Raw genomic sequence first — 20308 nt, forward strand, 5'->3', positions numbered from 1 at the left:
GTAGATGTGTATAAGAGACAGGCCCTAGGGCGCCACGCGTACAGTGGGGCGGCATGAGCAACGAGAATCTTTCCGCCCCCGTGGCCGCCGTCCACCCCGTGACCCGTTCCTTCCACGGACGCGAGTTCGTGGACAACTACGAGTGGATGCGCGATAAGGAATCCCAGGAAACCCTGGATTACCTCAACGCAGAAAATGATTACACCAAGGCGAAGACCGCGCACTTGGATGAGATGACGGAGAACATCTTCCAGGAGATTAAGTCCCGCATCAAGCAAACCGATATGTCCGTGCCTTCTCGCCGCGGCGATTACTGGTACTACGGCCGTACCGAGGAGGGCAAGAGCTACGAATACTCTTGCCGGCTCCCGGTAGAGGAGGGGGCTGACCCATGGACTGCCCCGGTTATCCCAGAGGAGGGCACCCCGGAAGGCGAGGAGATTATCCTTGACGCCAACGCGCTGGCGGAGGGCAAGGACTTCTTTGCCCTCGGCGCGGCCTCCATCTCTGATTCCGGCCGCTACCTGGCCTATTCCGTGGACTTCGCCGGCGACGAGCGCTTTGAACTCTATATTAAGGACTTGGAAAGCGGCGCGCTTCTCGACGACCATCTCAAGGGCATCTTCTACGGCGCCACCTGGGCCGGCGACGGCTATATCTTTTACACGACCGTCGACGAGGCATGGCGCCCTGACGCCATCTGGCGCCACAAGGTCGGTACCGCGCAGTCCGAAGACGTGCAGGTGTTCAAGGAAGAAGACGAGCACTTCAACGTCGGCATCGGCAGCGCTCGCTCCGATAAATACCTCTTCCTTGGCGTGAGCTCCAAGGTGACTTCTGAGGTGTGGGTCCTCGAAGAAGACAACCCCGAGGGTGAATTCCGCCTGCTGTGGGAGCGCGAATCTGGCGTGGACTACGACGTCGATCACGCCGTCGTTAAGGGCGAGGATTACTGGATCGTCACCCACAACGCCACCGGCCCCAACTTCGACGTCGGATATACCAAGGCCAAGGATGAGCTGCCCACCCTACGTGACCTGCCGGCGCTCTTGCCGCACGAGGAGACCACCCGCATCGAGGGCGTGGACACCTACCGCGATCAGATTGTGGTGGGCTACCGCCGCGGCGGCATCGGCCGCGCCGCCATCATGCGTGTGAATGACGGCTTTAGCGAATTCGAAGAGCTCAACTTCGACGAAGAACTCTTCACCGTGTCCGTATCCGGCAACCCCGAGTGGGACGCACCGGTGCTGCGCGTGAGCTACGTGTCTTTCACCCAGCCCTCCCAGCTCTTTGATTACCGCGTGGATACCGGCGAATTTACTCTCCTCAAGGAGCAGGAGGTTCCCGGCGGTTATAACCCGGATGACTATGTGGCCTACCGACTGTGGACCACGGCTGCCGACGGCACCGATATCCCCGTATCCATTGTCCACCGCGCCGACCTCGACCGCACTCAGCCGAATCCGACCCTGCTCTATGGTTACGGTTCCTATGAGGTCAGCGTGGATCCGGCATTCTCCGTTACCCGCCTGTCCCTCATGGACCGCGGCATGATCTTCGCCGTGGCCCATGTCCGTGGCGGCGGCGAGATGGGACGCACCTGGTACGACGACGGCAAGATGCTCAAGAAGAAAAACACCTTCACTGACTTCATCGATGTCGCCGATGGCCTCATTGCCCGCGGGGTGACCACCGCTGACCAGATGGTGGCCGAGGGCGGTTCGGCCGGTGGCATGCTCATGGGCGCGATTGCCAATATGGCCCCGGATCGCTTCACCGCCATCCAGGCCGTCGTGCCGTTCGTCGATCCGCTGACCTCTATTCTCATGCCGGAGCTTCCACTTACGGTGCCTGAATGGGAAGAGTGGGGCGACCCGTACCACGACCCAGAGGTTTATGACTACATGAAGTCCTACTCGCCGTACGAAAACATCGAGGCTAAGGACTACCCGGACATCCTGGCCATTACCTCGCTCAATGACACCCGCGTGCTCTATGTTGAGCCGGCCAAGTGGATCGCCCAGCTGCGAACGACGGCCACCGGCGGCGAGTTCTTGCTCAAAACCGAAATGGCCGCAGGCCATGGCGGCGTGTCCGGTCGCTACGAAAAGTGGCGCCAGAATGCCTTCGAGTACGCGTGGACCATCAACAAGGCCACCGGCTTGGAGAAGTAAAACCCGGATAGGGGGCCAACGCGCGAATCCTAAATTCCTGTGCGATAATTTTCCTTATGAATGGCCACCTTCTGGTATCTATCTCCAGCATCTTTGATGACACACGGAAGCAGGCTAGCCGGCTCCTCTCGATCCTTGATCGGGAGGAGATTCCTGTTTCCCTGCTGATTGCCCCGCATATCGACGGCAACTGGCACCTCGCCAAAGACAAAGACACCAAAAAGTGGCTCCAAGACCAAGCCGATGCCGGCCGCGTTCTTATCCTGAACGGTTTCGATCGCTCGGTGCAGGGCCGCCGCGCGGAATTCGCCAACCTCGATTCACACGAGGCGAAGCTACGCCTCACCGGAGCTACCCGCCAGATGGCCAAGATCGGCTTCGAGCCCACCATCTTTGCGCCCCCTCGCTGGCGCATGTCGCCCGGTACCTTGCAGGTCTTGCCGCAGTTCAAGTTTGAGGTAGCCGCCTCCACCCGCGGCATCCTCCAGATTAATTCCGGTAAGTTCCACCAAGCCCGCAACCTTTCTTTCGGTGAAGGCTTTGGTTCCGCCAAGTGGTGGCGCAAGAACATTATTCGCGCTGCTGAGCGCTCCGCCCAGCGTGGCAATACGGTCCGCCTTTCGGTTTCCGGCCGCAACCTGGATGACCGCAAAGTAATCAATGACTTCGTCAAAGCTGCCGACCGGGCCATCAACGCCGGCGCGACCCCTGCCGATTACGGCGCTTATCTTCCAAAATAGACCGCGCATTCCCTCGTCAGAGGCTCCGCGGAGCAATAAGCACAGCTTCGCGATTTTCGTCCATAAAAACTCCCATTTCCGTCGACGGTTGCGGTGGTTTGATGGACGAAAGTCGTGAAATGACCAAAGGCCCCGCCGCTAGGGAGTCTTCCTCCGAAGTTGCGGAGCTAGGGCTAATGGGTGATTAGCGCTGCAGGCTAGTGATGAAGTTCTTCACTTCCTTTGGCAGCATGGCCCAGATGGGGGCCGGGATGGCCTTGTGGAGGTTTCCGGTCACAGCGAGGAAACCAGGGACGGCGACAAGGCCGACGATGGCCGCGATGGCGGCGGCGATGCCTGCGCCGACGGAGCTGGTGCTGGAGCTAGAGCCGGAGGCAGGCTTATTCGGCTTTTCAGAAGGATTATCGGAGGGCTTGTCTTCTGGCTTACCTGGCTCATCGGAAGGCTTGTCCGCCGGATCGTCCGGCTGGCCGGCGGAGTCGTCCGCGCCGAGGGTGAAGCCGACCTTGACCGGGTCGTGGTCAGAGGCGCGGAATGGGGAGTCATCGTAGAAGTCCACAATGTTGTAGTTGCGGCGGGAGTATTCGAAGGCGACGGGTTCGTCGGCGTTGATGTTCCACACTTGGGCGTCGTCAAGCGTGCCGGTGGCAACCTTATTGGCTAGCACGTGGTCGAGGGTGCCAAGCAAGCCCGAGAACTGGTAGGAAGGGTCAGCCTCGTACTTTTCGGCAGGGAGGGTGAAGCCATCGTTGCGGAAGACATCGAGCGCGGTCTCGTGGGTGTAGGTATTGAAATCACCCAGGGCGAATAGCGGCTTATCCTTCCAGTCCTCCTGCTTGTGCAGGGCATCGAGGACAGCCTGGGCCTGCGCGTTGCGGACGTTCGGGTTATTGCCCTGGCCGTCGCCGGAGTCGGCGTCGCCCTTGGCTACCGAGCCCTTGGACTTGAAGTGGTTGGCCACGGCAACGAAGGATTCCTCGCCCTCCTTCAGCGGTTGGAATTCTTGGGCGAGCGGTTCGCGGGCGGTGCCGGTGAAGCGATCATCCTGGAAGATGCGGGATTCGCCGACGGGCTTGACCACATCCTTGTGGTAGATGAACGCGGTACGGATGACATCCGGGGAGCTCGGTACGGCGTCCTGGGAAGGAGAGGGGACGAAGGCCCACTTCTCGGAACCGGCGGCCTCGTTGAGCTTTTCCGTCAGGTGCTTGAGGGCCTTATCGCGCTGGGCGAAGTCACCGGTGACGGCGTAGCCATCTTCGATTTCGGAAAGGCCGATGACGTCGGCATCGAGGCCGTTGATGGCGGCGACGATCTTGCGTTCTTGGTCCTCGAGTGCGGATTGGGTATAGGCGCCGCGGGTCTTACCGCGATTGACGGTGACCTTATTGCCCTCGCGGTCGGTGTAGGCGCTGCCGCCGAATTCCTCGCCCAGGGAGGTGAAGTAGTTCAGCACGTTGAAGGCGCCGATGGTGTACTCGCCCTTGACGTCATCGATGGCGTGGAGCTCGGCCGCGCGGGAATCCTCCCAAGAGATGGGCAGGTCTGCGCCCTTAGTGTTGCCGGTGACTGGGGTGGTGGGCTGGAAGCGCCACTGCTCATGAGAGAAGCCCACGATGACGGGGTGCTGGAAAGTCACGGTATCGGTGGTGCGCAGGGACTTGATGGTCTGGGCATCATCCTGGGCGATGTATGGCAGCGGGGTATTCTGGTCCGTCTTGAGATAGTCGCGGGTGCGGCCATCGTCCAGGGTGACCAGCTTATCGGCGTTGTCCTTGGTTAGCTTCTGGATATCGGAGTTGGGATCCGTGGAGGGGGAAAAGACATCGGAAGGCTGGCGCAGGGCTTCCTTGCCCGGGACGAGGCCGACCTCGCCGTACTGGTTGAGCGAGTAGTTATTGGTCACGGTGTGCTCGCCTGGCTGGATGAGCATGTGCTCGAAGGGTTCGCGGGCCTCGTTGCCATCGGGAAGCTGGTCCACCTTGAGTGGGGTGACCTCCTCCAGCGGGGTATCGAGCTGCGTGACCGTGGAGGCGGTGAGCTGGGTGGAGCCATAGTACTCGGAGACCTTGCCGGTGACCTCGACGGAATCCTCGAGGGCCGGGTACTGGTCGGCCGGCTTATCGCCCATGTAGACAAAGATGGCCTGGGAGGCGTCGGTGGACTCGGCGCCGGTGCCACCGGTCTGGATGGTGAAGCCATTGAGTCCGCCTTCGGTCCACACGCCGGTGACGACGCCCTCGGTGGCAACGGTCTGGTCCTTGAGCGGGGATTCGTCGCCGGTGCCCTGGATATCCGCGATGGCGGTTATTCCCTCGGGAGCAGGTTGCTCGGGCTCGGCCGGATTCTCCGGCTGCGGGGCGGGGGCCCCGTTACCGGAATTGGTTGGGGTAGGGGTGTCGGTGGTGAAGTCGGCGGCGTTGTCATCGGTATCGGTGCCATCGGCGTCGCGAGAGGCGGACTTGGCATTGGACAGCCCCGCGGCGGCGGTGCCTTCCTTGATGGAGGCGGCGCCGTAGCCGATGGCATCGATGGGGGTACCGGTGGCGTCGGCAAGCTGCACGGAGCCCTTAGAACCGGACATGTTGAGGCTGCCCTCGGCATCTGGGGCAGGCAGAACATCGCCCGCGCCATTGCCGGCCGCGCCCTGCACCAGGAAGTAGCCGTGCGGGGCGATGGTGCCGGAAAGCTCCACCTTGCCGCCGGTATTGCCGGAGGCGGAGAAGTACTCCACGGTGTATCCGGTCAGGTCAATTGGGGCATCGGTGGGGTTATAGAGCTCGATGAAGTCATGGGTGAAGGCAGCGCCCTTATTGCCGCCTCCCCCGTAGACCTCGGAGATGACGGCAGCGGAGCCATCGGTTGCGGCCGTGGCAGTAGGAACGGCAAGGGCGGCAGAAGACAAGGCGGTGGCAAGTGCCAGCGCGCCGAGGCGGCGAGAAGACATAGATTCAACCTTAAAAAGAGAGCGACAGTGTGCGTCGTCTATTAGTAGAGTGCCGCGCCGGGCCAGGCTGGAGGGCACGCCGAAGTTTGCCAGAGCGTCGTTTGGGGTTCACGTAGAGTTTGCTCAACCGGGGTGAAACCCACACTGCGGGGGTGAGTCTAGGTAAAAGGCGGGGGTGCCAACTAAACTAAGCCGCGCAGACCAAAGCCCCATACAGTAAGGCAAATATTTCATGGCTCGTGTAGTTGTCAATGTCATGCCCAAGGCGGAGATTCTGGATCCGCAGGGCCAAGCCGTCGTCCGCGCGCTCGGTCGCATCGGGGTATCCGGTGTGAGCGATGTGCGCCAGGGAAAGCGCTTCGAAATCGAGGTCGATGACTCCGTCACCGCAGAGGACCTAGATAAGGTGGCCGCCACGCTGCTGGCCAATACCGTCATCGAGGACTACGAGGTTGTTGGGCTGGAGGTCAAGTAAGTGACCGCCACAATCGGAGTAATCACTTTCCCCGGAACCCTGGATGATGTGGATGCTGCTCGCGCTGCCCGCACCGCCGGCGCAGAGGTAAAAAGCCTCTGGCACGCAGATACCGATCTGCACGGCGTGGATGCGGTAGTAGTGCCGGGCGGTTTTTCTTATGGTGACTACCTGCGCTCGGGCGCGATTTCCGCGCTCGCGCCGGTGATGCAGTCCGTTATCGATCGTGCGAAGCAGGGCATGCCGGTGCTCGGCATCTGCAATGGCTTCCAGATCCTTACCGAGGCGGGCCTGCTGCCAGGCGCGCTGACCCGCAATAAGGGACTGCACTTCCACTGCACCGATACCTACCTCGAGGTGGCCAATTCCACCACCGCATGGACCAGCGAGTTTGAGCAGGGCCAGAAGATCCTGGTGCCGGCCAAGCACGGCGAGGGCCGCTTCCAGGCTGGTGATGATGATATCGCCCGCATCGAGGGTGAGGGCCGCGTGGTCTTCCGCTATACCGATAATTACAACGGTTCCGTCAACGGCATTGCCGGTGTGAGCGACGAGTCCGGCCGCATCGTCGGCCTTATGCCGCACCCCGAGCACGCCATTGACACGCTAACCGGCCCATCCACCGACGGACTGGGACTTTTCGTATCCGCCATCAAGGCCGTCGCCCAGGCGCCGGCGGTTTAAGGAGGCCACTTTTATGACCGTTCATAATGACACCGTAGAAAAGGCGCAGTCCACCCCAGACGAGCAGCAGCCCTACGCGGAGCTCGGCCTGAAGGACGACGAGTACCAGCGCATCCACGACATCCTGGGCCGCCGCCCCACCGATGCGGAGCTGACCATGTACTCCGTCATGTGGTCCGAGCACTGCTCCTATAAGTCTTCCAAGACGCACCTGCGTTACTTTGGCGAGACCATGACCGAGGAGATGGGGGAGAAGATCCTCGCCGGCATCGGTGAGAACGCCGGCGTGGTGGATATCGGAGACGGCAACGCGGTGACCTTCCGCGTGGAGTCCCACAACCACCCCTCCTACGTGGAGCCTTACCAGGGTGCGGCCACCGGCGTGGGCGGCATCGTCCGCGACATTATGGCCATGGGTGCTCGCCCGATTGCCGTGATGGACCAGCTGCGCTTTGGGCCTGCCGACGCCCCCGATACCAAGCGCGTCCTTCCCGGCGTGGTCTCCGGTGTGGGTGGCTACGGCAACTCCCTGGGCCTGCCCAATATTGGAGGCGAGACCGTCTTTGATGAGACCTATGCCGGTAACCCGCTGGTCAATGCCCTGTGCGTGGGTACCCTCAAGGTCGATGACCTGAAGCTGGCCTTTGCATCTGGCAAGGGCAATAAGGTCATGCTCTTCGGCTCCCGCACCGGCCTGGATGGCATCGGCGGCGTGTCCGTGCTGGCCTCCGATACCTTCGAGGACGGCGCCGAGCGCAAGCTGCCGGCCGTGCAGGTGGGCGACCCCTTCGCAGAGAAGGTCCTCATCGAGTGCTGCCTGGACCTCTACCACGCCGGCGTGGTCGTAGGCATTCAGGACTTGGGCGGCGCGGGTCTGGCCTGCGCCACCTCGGAGCTGGCAGCCTCCGGCGATGGTGGCATGGAGGTCAACCTCGATAACGTGCCGCTGCGCGCGCAGAATATGACCGCGGCCGAGATCCTCGCCTCTGAGTCCCAGGAGCGCATGTGCGCCGTTGTGGCTCCGGAGAACGTGGCGAAGTTCCGCGAAATCTGCGAGCACTGGGACGTCACCTGTGCTGAGATTGGCGAGGTCACCGAGGGCAACCACCTGGTCATCCGCCACCAGGGCGAGGTCGTCGTGGATGCCCCGGCCGGCACCATTGCGGATGAGGCTCCGGAGTATGACCGCCCGTATGCCCGCCCGGAGTGGCAGGATGAGCTGCAGAAGTACCAGGGCACCGACAAGCGCGGCCTGGTTGAGGCCTTGCAGAAGCTCGTGTCCTCCCCGGCGCTGTGCTCGCGCGATTTCATCATGAACCAGTATGACCGCTACGTGCGCGGCAATACCGTCCAGTCCCACCATGCGGATGCCGGCGTGTTGCGCATCGATGAGGAGACCGGCCGCGGCGTGGCTGTTTCTGCCGATGCATCCGGCCGCTACACCAAGCTGGATCCGAACATGGGCGCCCGCCTCGCGCTGGCTGAGGCCTACCGCAACGTGGCCGTCACCGGTGCCAAGCCCGTCGCGATTACCAACTGCCTAAACTACGGCTCCCCGGAGAACCCCGACGTTATGTGGCAGTTCCGCGAGTCTGTGCATGGGCTTGCCGACGCCGCCGTGGAGCTTTCCATCCCCGTCTCCGGCGGCAACGTCTCCTTCTACAACCAGACCGGCGAGGAGCCGATCCTGCCTACCCCGGTGGTGGGTGTGCTGGGCGTTATTGATGACGTGCACAAGGCCATCGGCAACGAGCTTGGCACCGTAGACGAAAAGGAAGTGCTCATCGCCCTGGGTGAGACCAAGGACGAATTCGGCGGCTCCATCTGGCAACAGGTAAGCGCCGATACCTCCGGTGCTTCCTCCCTCAATGGTCTGCCGCCGCAGGTAGACATGGCCAACGAGAAGCGTTTGGCTGAGTTCTTCCACGGCAATGAGCTGCTCACCGCCGCACACGATATCTCCGAGGGTGGCCTTGCCGTCACCGCCTTTGAGATGGCTAAGCGCGCCGGTGCGACTGCCGACGGCGCCGGCCTCGGCCTCAACTTGGACCTCACCGCGGTCCACGAGGACGAGTTCGTCGCCGCCTTCTCCGAGTCCGCCTCCCGCGTGCTTGTGGCAACCACCGCCGACCGCGCCGATCAGGTCCTTGCCCGCGCCGGCGAGCTGGGCATCCCAGCCGCCATTGTTGGCGAGACCACCGAAACCGGCGCCCTCACCCTCGGCGGCGAGTCCGTCGCCATCTCTCAGCTGGTCGCCGCCTGGTCCGCCACCCTGCCGGACCTCTTCGACCACGCTGTGGGCGCTAACTCCGTGGTGGAGTAGGCCCTGCGGCATCGCTGAAAACTAATGGCGTAAGTACCGAATAAGCCCAGCTTCGGCTGGGCTTTTCTTCTGCGCAAATCCCTTAGTGCAGGCCTTTATTCTCATTAATCCACTGTTCAATGCGCTTAAAGATGGCGTCTGAGAGCGCATCATTGTGGTACTTCGAAAACATCGTGGTTCCCTTGCGCATCTGGCCCAAAGCAAGCTCGCGTGCCGCGAGCAAGATGGCATCATCCATCAAGAATTCCTTGATGAGGAATTCCTCCATGACTATGGCCTTGACGGGACCAGCTGAGCGATAGCTACCCCGGTAAACAAAATCACGCATATATCGGGGTGGCTGGTAAGAATCGGCCACATTGAGAGTGGCCACGGGCGCCCATTCTCCGTCCTGGTAACCACGCACGAGCCTTAGGTACATCATTTCCACGTTATTGACGCTAAGGGCGGCCACGCGTTTGTCCGTTGGGCGCCGGTTGGTTGAAGGCATGGCGGTGACAGTCCAGGTTTTCTTTTCGGTCAGGTGCGGGTAGGGAATGACATAGGCTACGTACGCAGCAAGGGAATTGAGCGCTTCTTCGAAGTGAGGTTGCTGCTGTAGCTCAGCAAATTTTTTATTGGATAGGGTGCGTCCGCGAGCCACTTCGGCCCTGTCTCCGATGTGGATTTCTTCGTCATCGGTTGCTGCAACGCCGAGCCATGCCGCTTGCTCTTGCTGATCGATGAGATCGTCCAAAGGAGAATCGCCCAAAGGCTGCGCGGGTCAAGTCCGTGGAAGTGGTGTATCTGTTCTTTCTGAATCGAAGGTCCGTGTCATCGGTGATGTTGGGGTCCGGCTCGGGGTTGAGGTCGGTTCATTAGACTGCTTCTTCGGTGGTCTTCGTGTTGCTGGCATTAAAGGTGTTGGCGGCTATGAGGTTTCGGGTTTGTCCAAGCTCGCCAGCGACATGTAGCGCTTTTGTTGGATCCAATCATCATGTTGCTCGGCTAGTACAGAGCCGACCAGGCGGATCACAGACCTGCGGTTAGGGAAGGTCCCTACAACCTCGGTGCGCCGCCGGATTTCACGATTCAATCGTTCTGTCGTATTGTTCGACCACACCTTCGTCCACACAGGCTTAGGCGTTTGTGTAAATGCAAGGATTTCATCTAATGACTCCTCTAGGTAGTCGGCGACCTCAGGGAAACGCTCATGGCAAAACTCAACAACCTCACGTGCTTGGTCCCACGTGGCTTGAGCGTCGGCTTGCTGGAAGATGGAATGAAACATACCAGATAGTGTGGTCCACTGGCGTTTGGACACCTTGGATGAGAGGTTCTTAGCAAAATACGTGCGGCAGCGCTGCCAGCTGGCTATCGGCAGTACTTGGCCAACAGCGGCCTGGATTCCCAAATGCGCATCACTGGTAACTAGATAGACCTGCCCAAGTCCGCGTACTTTAAGATCTTGGAAGAACCCGGTCCGTGATTCCACGGATTCCGATGTGGCGATCTGCATGCCCAACAGTTCTCGGTACCCGTCGTTGTTGACACCGGTAGCGATAAGCACACTGGTTTTGACGACTCTTGCGCCTTCGCGAACTTTCATCGTCAGCGCGTCACACGACAGGTAGAAATAAGGGCCGCTATCTAAAGGGCGGGTGCGGAAGTCAGCGACCATGTCGTCGAGTCCTTTGGCCATATCAGATACCTGTGATGCAGCCTTTCATGGGGCGAAATTCGCTTGACATTGTGGTGATGGCGTATGAGGGCCTTGCGGTGCTGCGCCAGTAGGTTCCTTCATCAGATAGCATTCACGCGATCATCACGAATGGCGGCCCCCGCCATTCGATCATTACTGAGGAATCGGAGATGAAGTTTGAAGCGTCCGTTCCAAGTATTCAGATACGTTGAAGGACCTTTCACAACGTGTTGAGAACGTAGTGTAGGGTGCCGCGCAGATGACCGATTGTGGCGTCGATATCGAATGGGATTACAGCCCTGCAACCCCCGGCGTTCGCGCGAACGATTAACTGGTTTCCCGCTGGGTCGAGGCACAGCGTTGCCGTGAGGCATGCTGCATCAACGGACTTTAGCAACGTGTCGTACCGAGTTCCGGGTATCCATTCGCTAATTAAAATCTCGAATGAGGATTGGGCCCTACATTCCCGCGAGTTCGAGGCATCCGTCGGCGCATACGGCCCGGCTTAAGTCGCCTTGGACTTCATAGCCGACACTGACCTCCGCAAGGCAGTGAAGGACAAATTCTAAGCTTCCAGCGGCTCCATCGTCGTTGAGCACTATTTCGACTAACCGTTAGAACCTCGAAGGGTGACATCCAAGAGATTGGGTGTGACCCTTCTTGTGGTTCGTGGGTGGGGCATTGACTGAAGTTCAATTGCTCTGATGCCGACAGCTAGAGCACTACCTAGAAACCACTTGCATACGGCTTAGTTTTGTCACTACTAGTGGTCAATTGGCAAATTGATATGCTCAAACTCTATGGCGTTGTATGAAAGGAAACTCTCCAAACTTTCTTTCAATCTATGGTCAACAGCGAGAACTAGCTCATTACGCGCACGAGACGCTGCGACGTAGAACAGTCGTTGGGCCGTGGCGTAATCTTCCTTGTCCTTTAATGGCGTGAGCAAGTTTTCTGCACGGGTCTGATAGTTTTTCCTTGCTCTCTTTGTATCTAGGACCAAGATTACGCGGTTGTACTGCATGCCCTTAGAGCCGTGGATAGTCTCTGTACTTGTTTTAGGGGAACTGCGCGTTTGGGAGAACGATCCATCCCAATCATTCGTTCTTGGGACGATTTGGGCCCGCTTCTTTAGGGATATTCCCCACTTTCCTAGCGTCTTTATGATTTGATCCTTTACTGCAACTCGAGGGTTTTCAGTCTTCAAAAGATCTTTTACAGCAAAAGCGATATCAAGTGCGACCAGGTTTAGGGAGCCACCATGAGCTGCGAAATGCTCTTCGAGCATTTGACGATTCTGAATCTCGTTTCCATTATCTAACGTGCAGTTCTCTACGATTCCTCTTTCGATATGATTGACAGCCTTCTTTCTCTGGCTTGGTTCACTGTAGGAATCGAGTAGCATGGCGATTCCTGTAATCATTCGTTTTGTTTTTGTGATCGTTTTTACTGATTTCCTGTTCTCCCCCTGGCTTGCTTCAGCCAATACGGCATGGGTCGAGGCGAGAATGGTTGACTGCTCGCCGGTGTTCGAAGATAAATCCAGAGCGTCACGTAAGTCTGAAACGGTGTCCAATTTCGAATATGAAAAAATCTTCAAGGGCACCCCTGAAGATTCTCGATCCGGCTCATCTTTGATCTTTTTGTCCTGGCGCAAGGCGGACACAAATTCACAAATCTCAGGAGTACTACGAAAATTGCGTGTGATGGCAATCGACGCAAAAGCTCGCTCGTTGCAAAAGTTTCGGACGTTCTCTGCATTCGAACCTCTGAAGCCATAGATGTCCTGATCGAGGTCACCGATTAATGTCAAGCCCACCCCTCTTTTATGCAGTCCATCGAGTAAAAGCAAGTCTGTTGGATTACAATCTTGTACTTCGTCCAGGATTACCTCGCGGAAGCGAGACGCGAGGATATCAATGAGATGGGAGTCATTATCTAGTAGTTGCGAAGCTACTTCACGGGCTGAATCTGCATCGAAGTAGCCCAATCGATTTAGTGCCTTGATTTTCTCTTTGGCTGATGCTGTGAATAGTTTTTTACCATTAGATGATAGGTAACCACCGCATTTCTGTACTAGGTCAAATTTTGGTTTATAGGTGGTGCGTTTAATTTCTGCGAGCGAAGCATATTTGATGCTGTTTCGAAAAACGCCGTTTGGGATCCGAAACTTTGCTAGGTCACCGAAATCGCCCCACTCATCGCGAATGTCTGGAACTACGTCCAACCGCGATTTGATATACGGAATTACGAGAAATCGGCGCAAGAAACTATCGATAGTTCCGATAAAGTTTGGAGATGCCAGGTCCCCTCCGACGTCTCGGGCTTTTTCTTCTATCTCTGTCACGGCTGCGTTTGTGAATGAAAGGACAGCTACTCCGCGTCGATCGTCACAGGACGTCTTGCGCGTTTGCCGAGCAAATCGCTGAGCCATCGTCCTGGTTTTTCCAGCTCCAGGAACTGCAGTTACGAAAAGATTGCTTCCGGAGTGTTCAATCAAGTGTTGCTGTTCAGGCGTAGGTTTGAATGTATTCACGATCAATCACACGTAATAAAATTGATTAGCTGAGCTAGGTGTTCTGGGCACTTGAATTCATTCTTGAATGAGCCATCGGGTTTCCGCTCACGTAAAAGAATCGCTAAATCATGCGCGAACTGTCCTTTTTGAATATTCAGAGATTCATCAGCAATTTGGTCCTGCCCCATCATCATGTACATCGTCCGCTTAGGGGTCTCGCTGTCATTAATCTTGTCCCATTTATCCTTCGACCGTGTGTGTTGTTGCAGGTAAGCCTCTTTCAAGAGATCGATATTCTCATTCGTATCTCCCAGTAGAGACACCTCAAGGGTGAAGGGGGACACCACTCGGCAAAGACGTTCGTTATCTTCATATTCTGAACCACGCGCTGTACTGTTAGCTGCTCCGCCCATGTTGGGGTCCTGATCGGTGAGAAGGACGAGTTTTTCAACAATGCTTTGTTGATTCGGTGAAGAGTAGGTCAGCAGCTTGATGTAAGGCTTAAAGTCAACTGAGCCCACGATGATGGTGGTGCAAGCTTTGAATTTGCGGAGTCGTTGTGGGTCGTTCTCAAGAAAGCGTTCAGCGATCGCGGGTAGTAAAACTGCCTCTGAAATGCCCTCCACAAGGATTACCTGTCGTGCAAACAGCAGTTCAGATCTCGTCGCATCTAGGTATTGATTAATTTTCCTAATGCTATTTTCTCGCGTTTTTCCTGTTCCGAAGTCTACGGATTGAAGATCGAGGGCGTGGGTACCCGACTCATTGTCGGACTTAATGACCACAATGTCGTTCACTCCCACCGCACTGGCGATCGATGGAGAGTGCGTAGTGGCGATAACCTGTAGACGGCCTCTAATACTCACACCGGTATCGTCATCGAATTTTCCTTTTGCAGCGCTTCGTAAGAAATCCAGAAGGACGCCTTGTAGTTGCGGGTGTAAGTGAGCTTCGGGCTCTTCTATGAGAAGAATGGTCAGCTCTGATTCACGTACAACCGATAGCTCAAGCAACACTGTTGAGAGGAAGAGTAAGTTTGCGTAGCCGAGACCAGAAGAAGCTAAGTCCCGGGGCTCGATACCTTTTTCGGCCATCTTCATACGGAGGGCCCGAGCTAGTTTTTCGAGTTTTGGGGTCTCAAAATCTACTTTGACCGTCTGGCTTCGAATAGGGTCTGTGAGGGTAGCCAGATGCGACTGGATTTTGCTGTTTACCGTAGAAATAGGGCCTTCGGAGGACAGTCTGTCGAACGCGTCTTTCGCGTTCTGCTCAAAATCACGTTTTTCTTCTTCGCTCAGAAGTGCGTTAAGTACTGTTCCCAGTCGTCTACCGTTGCCGGACGCAAGTTGGTATTTGGCATCGCGAAGGGGCTCCACGTATACGCAGTTAATCTTTGCACGTGCTTCGAAATCTGAGTCCGTACCACGGGGTTTGCCAGCGGTACGAAGTCGCTTACCTCGTGGCATTTCTCGCGTAGCTGGCAAATACGATGTCTGATATTGAATAGTTCCGGTCTCTAGATCCAGACCGTTGATGAATAATGCCTTCTGGAAATCTGTTGCATCCTTGAACTCTAGGGCTATGTCGATGGGGCCAGTAGCATTCTCGGTTAGATCGTCGGCTTCAAAATAGCGGGTTGCTCGACCACTGAGGGGATCGAGTCCCAGGCGGATTGCATCAACAATGTTGGATTTTCCTGCATTGTTTTCACCTACAAGTAGAGTGACTCCTGGTTGGAACTTCACTTCAGTTTCCTTGCAGGACCTGAAATTATGAATTGTCAGGTGAGATAACCAGATGGATTTAGGGGTTGCCTCTGACATGTCAGTGCTCATCACATCACCTTGCATTATTTGAGTTGTATCTCTACAGGTTGCACTTGCCAATAATCATCGAGTTTTCATCATCCTAAATATTCCAATTCGCCGGGGCTGCCTTCGCGTAGTCAACCCCGATTGTCTTGAAGTGCTCGTGAGCGGCATCGATTTTAGCCTGCTCGGTTGTGCGCAGGAGATGCTCGATCATCGTGCTCTTTGTTTCGCGGATCATGTACAGCTTGTCTTCGCCGTCCACCTGTTTCACGATTGCCCAGTCGGGGTTGTATGGCCCGACCGGGGTATCAATCTTGAATTTCGGCGGCAGCTTCAGGAACAGTTTGATGTCCTCGCGGTCGTCGAGAAGCTCGGCGAATCGGCGCTCGGCTTCCGAGTCGTAGACGACGAAGTCGTAGTCGGTTTTCTCGCGGTTCTTGACCTTGTACAAGTTATCCAGGAAGTATTGCTTTTCTTCGATGCCGTCTTGCTGAAGTTCGGTGAGCGAGTACACGCTGCCGCCGATCTTTTCGTATTGGACGCCCTCGGTGACGATTGCTGCGAGTTCGGCCTCGATGATGCCTTTGACCATCTTGATGTAGTCGTTTGGGTTGGCGATGAACTCGGCAAGCCGGTCACTCTGGATGAGGATGTCGATGATGGTCTTGCGGGTGAGTGACGTTGCTTCTTGAAGCTCGGCCACGATGTCCGGCAGCTTGTACCCGCCCCGCAATTCGGCAGTGCGACTGCTGGTCTCGGAACCCTTGGTGCCGCCGCGAGCGACAGTCAGTCGGGCTTTCTTCACTTCGATTCGAAGGGGTTCGATCTCTTCAGCCTTCTTGATCTTTTGTACTGCATTCTTGATCAGTACATCGCGATCAACGGAAACGCTGTAGGTTGTGCGTTGGCTGATCTTCTCCCAAAAATCTTCGAACTCGCGCGACTGAAAGTACAGCTGTTTGTTCAGCTTGCGAGTAGTTCGATCACGCTTTGGTTTTACGTAATGCTCAATATTCGCGCGGCGCAGTACCTCGATGACCGCCTCTTCCACCGGGCTGTACTCTGCTGCCAGGCCTAGGGAGAAGCCGTCGGCGTCCGGAGCGAAGGACGCTGTGACGAAACCGTCTTTGTTAAGAAAGCCACGGTGTTTCAGGTGGTCCCAGATCTCGGCGGATGTAGTGAATCCTAAGTTTTCATGCTCTTCCGTGTCGGGTTTCGGTAGCTTGGCAAAGTCGCCTTTGCGAATGTACCCAATCGCCACACCTGCCTTCTTATATTCTTTCTGAAGGTTAGTGGCGAACTCTTGGTAGGACTCATTAGCGACGACGGTCAGTTGGGCAACGGAACGGTCCGCTACACGCTCGCCGTTCTGGTTCACAGGAAGTCGCAGGCCACGACCGATTGTTTGTCGGCGCTCGGTCTCGGATCCCATTTCGCGCAGGGTACAAATCTGAAATACGTTCGGGTTGTCCCAACCTTCGCGCAGCGCGGAGTGGGAAAAGATGAACCGTACGGGTTCGTCTTCGCTTAGCAGGCGGGCCTTGTCCTTCATGATGAGGTCGTAGGAGTCATCATCTTTGGCTGTTACACCTGACGTGTCTCCGTAGACACCCTTTTTGATCTGCGAGAAGTATGCGCGCCGCAGCTCAATCGGATCTTGTGGGAGTAGGTCCTTATACTGCGGGAATCGGTTTCGTTCTTCGATGAAGAGCTCGTCGAACCACTGGGCGAACTTGCCGTCGGCGGTGGTGTTGTCGGCGCCGTCTCCGAGGTAGCTGGCCACTTTATCCACGAAGAAGAGGCTCAGCACCTTGATGCCGAGCGGTCGCATCAGCGATTCTTTGCGGAAGTGCTCGCGGATGGTTTCGCGGATCATTTCGCGGTACACGGTCTCGTCATTGCCACCGATCGTTTCGCCGACTTGGAGAATGCCGTGGTTGGTCAGCTCGATAAACCCGGGACCGTCGAGGTTGATCTCATTGATTCGCCAGTTGTTCTCGTAGGCAGGATTACCCGTGATCTTCTCGAGGTCTTGATTCTGCTTCACCTTCTTTACCTGGCGGTCCAGCGATCCATCCTTCTTGCGGCACACGAGTTCGAGGCTCGCCTGCCACGGATTGCTATCGATGGAAAGAAGTTTGATGTACGGCTTGGCGTCGCCGCCATGTTCCGTCGCTTCAGCCACAACGATCTGTTTCACCAGGCCCAGCTCATGAGCATCTACCGGGTCCAGACGGTAGGTAAGGTTTCGTGCTTCGCGGTGCGTCGCACTGTAGCGAAGGATGAACGCCGGGTCCATGCCCGCTAAAGCCGTCTTGGACAGCTCAGACTCCATGTTCTGCGGCTCGTCCATGATCAGAATTGGCCGTGTCGCACGCAGGAAATCGATCGGCCGCAACCCGTTGAGCTTGTCGCGGGTTTGATTCATGATCAAGTTGCTTCCGCGGCCACGCACGGAGCCGATCGTCATGATCATGATCTGAATGCTTGTCGACGTCGCAAAGGATTGCACTTCCTCAGCGTTCTTACCGCTGTACACCATGTAGTCAAACGGCGATTCAGGGTATAGCTGGCGGAAGTGGTCGTGCATCAGCTCGATGCTTGTCTTCACACCTTCACGGATCGCAACGCTGGGAACGAGAATGACAAACTTGGTGAAGTTGTACTTCTCCGCCAGCTCAAAAATCGTGCGAAGGTAAACATAGGTTTTGCCGGTGCCGGTCTCCATCTCGATGTCGAACTGGAGGCCGTCGATAAGCTCCTTTGCAGGTTCAAGCCCCTGCTCGTTCTGCACCACCTTGAGGTTCTCGAGCACAGTTTCTTCATCGAGCAAGAAGTTGTTGCCGACGGCCCCAACCTCTTCACTGAGATCTATGTCAAGCGCCTGGTTGCTGGTCTCTGGCAGCACTCGTTCGGTGTGGAACGTTGTGAGAAAATCGCCGGCGTCGTTCGGCTGACCTTCGAACAAGTCGGTGACGGAATCAATCGCTTGAACCTGGTACTCCTGCTTGGCATCAAACTTGAATTTCATGTTGATCCTTTACGCCGTCCAGAGCTCGATGCCGTTGGTCTTGCAGATTTGGGCCAGGTTGGTTTTCAGCTCGTCGTCGCCTTGGAACGCATCCTCGAGCATGATGAACTGGGCTGGCTTGACCTCCATAGGTTCACGAAGCTGTGTCAGGGTCGGCTTGGTGTGTTCGTCAAGGTACGCGAGCACCAGGGTGTCTTCTTCGCCGTCTTCGTCATCGACTCGGACCACCGCTTTATACGGCAGACCGTCGATATCGCGGTCACGGATCTGCTCGACCAACGAGTGGCCCTGCTTGATCAGGATCTCTGTGAGAAGATCGTCAGGGGTGGCGTTGTCGTCGGCGCTTTCACGGAGATCCAGCAGGTGTTGTTCGAGCGCAGTCGCGTCGGTGTCAGAATCGCTGCGCCACTTGGTGAAGTTTGTATCGGCGAGCTTGTAGGAACGGAAGCCGATATCCAACGCTTTCTCACGGTTTTCGATTTCAGCTGAGTAGTCTTCGGATACCTTGGCCCCTGCGAGGCGGATTCGTTCACGTGATACATCGGCGATTGTCTCGTACCCAGCTATATCACGGGGTAGAGGCTCATCGAGTTGGACCGAGATCATTCGGCGATTTTTATGGTCCTCCGCATTTTGCCGAATAACAGCATGAGCGGTTGTGCCTGATCCAGCGAAGAAATCTAGAATCAAGTCGTCTTCACCATTAGAAATCACTTGCACCAAACGCTGCATGAGCAGCGAGTTCTTCGGAGTGTCGAATACAGCTGAAGTCCCGAAAAGGGACTTGATTTCCTTTCGGGCTGCGTCGGTGTGCCCGGCAAATTCCCAATCCCAAAGCGTCATAGGCACCGAACCTTGCTGGACCTCGGAAAGATACCGCTTCAGCTGAGGCGCCCCGGTGCCGTCCTTGCCCCAATAGATACGATTTTCAGAGATAAGTTTGGCCATTGACTCTTTGGGATAACGCCAACATCCGCCTGCAGGGGGCTTGTATTCGGCACCGGTATTCGGGTTCTTAATTGGATAATCTGAACTTTTTGAGTAGGTGCGGACTGATAGATTATCCATACGGTACTTTCCACGACCATCGCCATCATCATGCTTATATGGTTTGTTCATCGATTCTGTTCTTGGGAATAGATTTCGATGAAACTTCGACGAGCGCGAGAAAATCACGATGTAGTCATGGACATCCGAGAAGCGTTTGGCGTCATTTGCCGGCGAGTATTTTTTCTGCCAGATGACTGTGGTGTAGAAATTAGCCTCACCGAAAATTTCAACCATCATTAACTGCAAGTGGCGGAGCTCAGAGTCGTCAATTGATACAGCAATCGCGCCATCTTGGCGGAGGAGATTCCGCGCAAGCTTCAGCCGCGGGTACATCATGTTGAGCCAGTTGGAGTGGTACCGCCCCTCGGTCTCTGAGTTGGACGAAAGCTTCTTGCCGTCTTTGTTGACCTGCTTGGACCACTCGAGGTAGGTCTCGAGTCCCTCTTTGTAGTTATCGGGGTACACGAAGTCTTTGCCGGTGTTGTACGGCGGATCGATGTAAATCATCTTGATCTTGCCGTGGTAGTGCTTCTGCAGAATCTTCAGCACTTCGAGGTTGTCGCCCTCAATAAACACGTTCTTTGTCGTGTCCCAGTCTTTGGAGTTTTCCTTATCCGGGCGAAGCGTTGCAGTCGTCGGGGTCTGCGCTGCCCGCATCGCACGCTTTTTACCTGGCCAAAACAGACCGAAGCGTTCGCTGGTGTCTGAGGCGTCGCCCTCGAGAAGCTCCTTGAGTTTCTCTACGTCGATCTTGCCGTCAGCAATCGCTTCAGGTGCCAATTCGGCGAGCTGCTCGGCCAGCTCGGTACGGAACTCGGGGCTGCTGCCAGGAACTTCGTTGATCATGTCTCGCTCTTCGTTCATCATTCTT

At 56.5% G+C, this 20308-nt stretch carries 11 protein-coding genes and 1 pseudogene; 5 read left to right on the forward strand and 7 right to left on the reverse strand.

What is annotated here, in order from left to right; all coding sequences use genetic code 11:
* Positions 1–53 precede the first annotated feature (53 nt).
* Both QP934_RS08390 and QP934_RS08395 read left to right on the forward strand, forming a co-directional pair.
* On the forward strand, positions 54–2177 hold the full coding sequence (locus tag QP934_RS08390) for a S9 family peptidase (RefSeq protein ID WP_419127294.1): 2124 nt from the start codon (positions 54–56) through the stop codon (positions 2175–2177).
* A gap of 56 nt (positions 2178–2233) precedes the next feature.
* On the forward strand, positions 2234–2917 hold the full coding sequence (locus QP934_RS08395; protein WP_337888646.1) for a DUF2334 domain-containing protein: 684 nt from the start codon (positions 2234–2236) through the stop codon (positions 2915–2917).
* A gap of 184 nt (positions 2918–3101) precedes the next feature.
* Here the strand turns inward: QP934_RS08395 and QP934_RS08400 are convergent, their stop codons facing one another.
* Positions 3102–5864, reverse strand: coding sequence for an ExeM/NucH family extracellular endonuclease (locus tag QP934_RS08400; protein ID WP_419127295.1), 2763 nt, complete (start codon positions 5862–5864; stop codon positions 3102–3104).
* 232 nt (positions 5865–6096) lie between these two features.
* Here QP934_RS08400 and purS point away from each other — a divergent pair, with 232 nt between their 5' ends.
* From purS to purL, 3 genes are read left to right on the forward strand one after another with little or no spacing between them, the layout of a single operon-like run.
* The gene (gene purS / locus QP934_RS08405; protein WP_049360085.1) at positions 6097–6339 is read left to right on the forward strand and encodes a phosphoribosylformylglycinamidine synthase subunit PurS; all 243 of its coding nucleotides are present in this window, start codon (positions 6097–6099) and stop codon (positions 6337–6339) included.
* Positions 6340–7023 (forward strand): phosphoribosylformylglycinamidine synthase subunit PurQ, encoded by a 684-nt coding sequence (gene purQ / locus QP934_RS08410; RefSeq protein WP_005325791.1) that lies wholly within the window; start codon positions 6340–6342, stop codon positions 7021–7023. It abuts the gene before it with no gap.
* 13 nt (positions 7024–7036) lie between these two features.
* Positions 7037–9346 carry a phosphoribosylformylglycinamidine synthase subunit PurL gene (gene purL / locus QP934_RS08415; RefSeq protein ID WP_419127296.1) on the forward strand — a complete coding sequence of 770 codons (2310 nt, stop codon included), beginning with the start codon at positions 7037–7039 and terminating at the stop codon, positions 9344–9346.
* Positions 9347–9428: 82 nt separating this feature from the next.
* On the opposite strand, the gene QP934_RS08420 is transcribed toward purL, so the two are convergent.
* The 6 genes and pseudogenes from QP934_RS08420 to QP934_RS08445 all read right to left on the reverse strand — a co-directional run bounded on the left by QP934_RS08420 (position 9429) and on the right by QP934_RS08445 (position 20304).
* Positions 9429–10082 (reverse strand): hypothetical protein, encoded by a 654-nt coding sequence (locus QP934_RS08420; RefSeq protein WP_419127297.1) that lies wholly within the window; start codon positions 10080–10082, stop codon positions 9429–9431.
* A gap of 121 nt (positions 10083–10203) precedes the next feature.
* Positions 10204–11042 (reverse strand): annotated as a pseudogene (locus QP934_RS08425) (IS256 family transposase); the annotation flags it as partial.
* Positions 11043–11790: 748 nt separating this feature from the next.
* Positions 11791–13563 (reverse strand): UvrD-helicase domain-containing protein, encoded by a 1773-nt coding sequence (locus QP934_RS08430; RefSeq protein ID WP_408926719.1) that lies wholly within the window; start codon positions 13561–13563, stop codon positions 11791–11793.
* Positions 13564–13565: 2 nt separating this feature from the next.
* A complete protein-coding gene (locus tag QP934_RS08435; RefSeq protein ID WP_408926720.1) occupies positions 13566–15380 on the reverse strand; it encodes an ATP-dependent nuclease in 1815 nt (604 codons plus the stop codon).
* Between the two features lie 73 nt (positions 15381–15453).
* Complete coding sequence (locus QP934_RS08440; RefSeq protein ID WP_408926721.1) at positions 15454–18387, reverse strand: DEAD/DEAH box helicase family protein; 2934 nt, start codon at positions 18385–18387, stop codon at positions 15454–15456.
* 9 nt (positions 18388–18396) lie between these two features.
* Positions 18397–20304 carry a site-specific DNA-methyltransferase gene (locus tag QP934_RS08445; RefSeq protein WP_419127298.1) on the reverse strand — a complete coding sequence of 636 codons (1908 nt, stop codon included), beginning with the start codon at positions 20302–20304 and terminating at the stop codon, positions 18397–18399.
* Positions 20305–20308 lie beyond the last annotated feature (4 nt).

Origin of the sequence: Corynebacterium sp. MSK122 (genome assembly GCF_030229435.2) — a bacterium.
In the GTDB taxonomy this organism is placed as follows: domain Bacteria; phylum Actinomycetota; class Actinomycetes; order Mycobacteriales; family Mycobacteriaceae; genus Corynebacterium; species Corynebacterium marquesiae.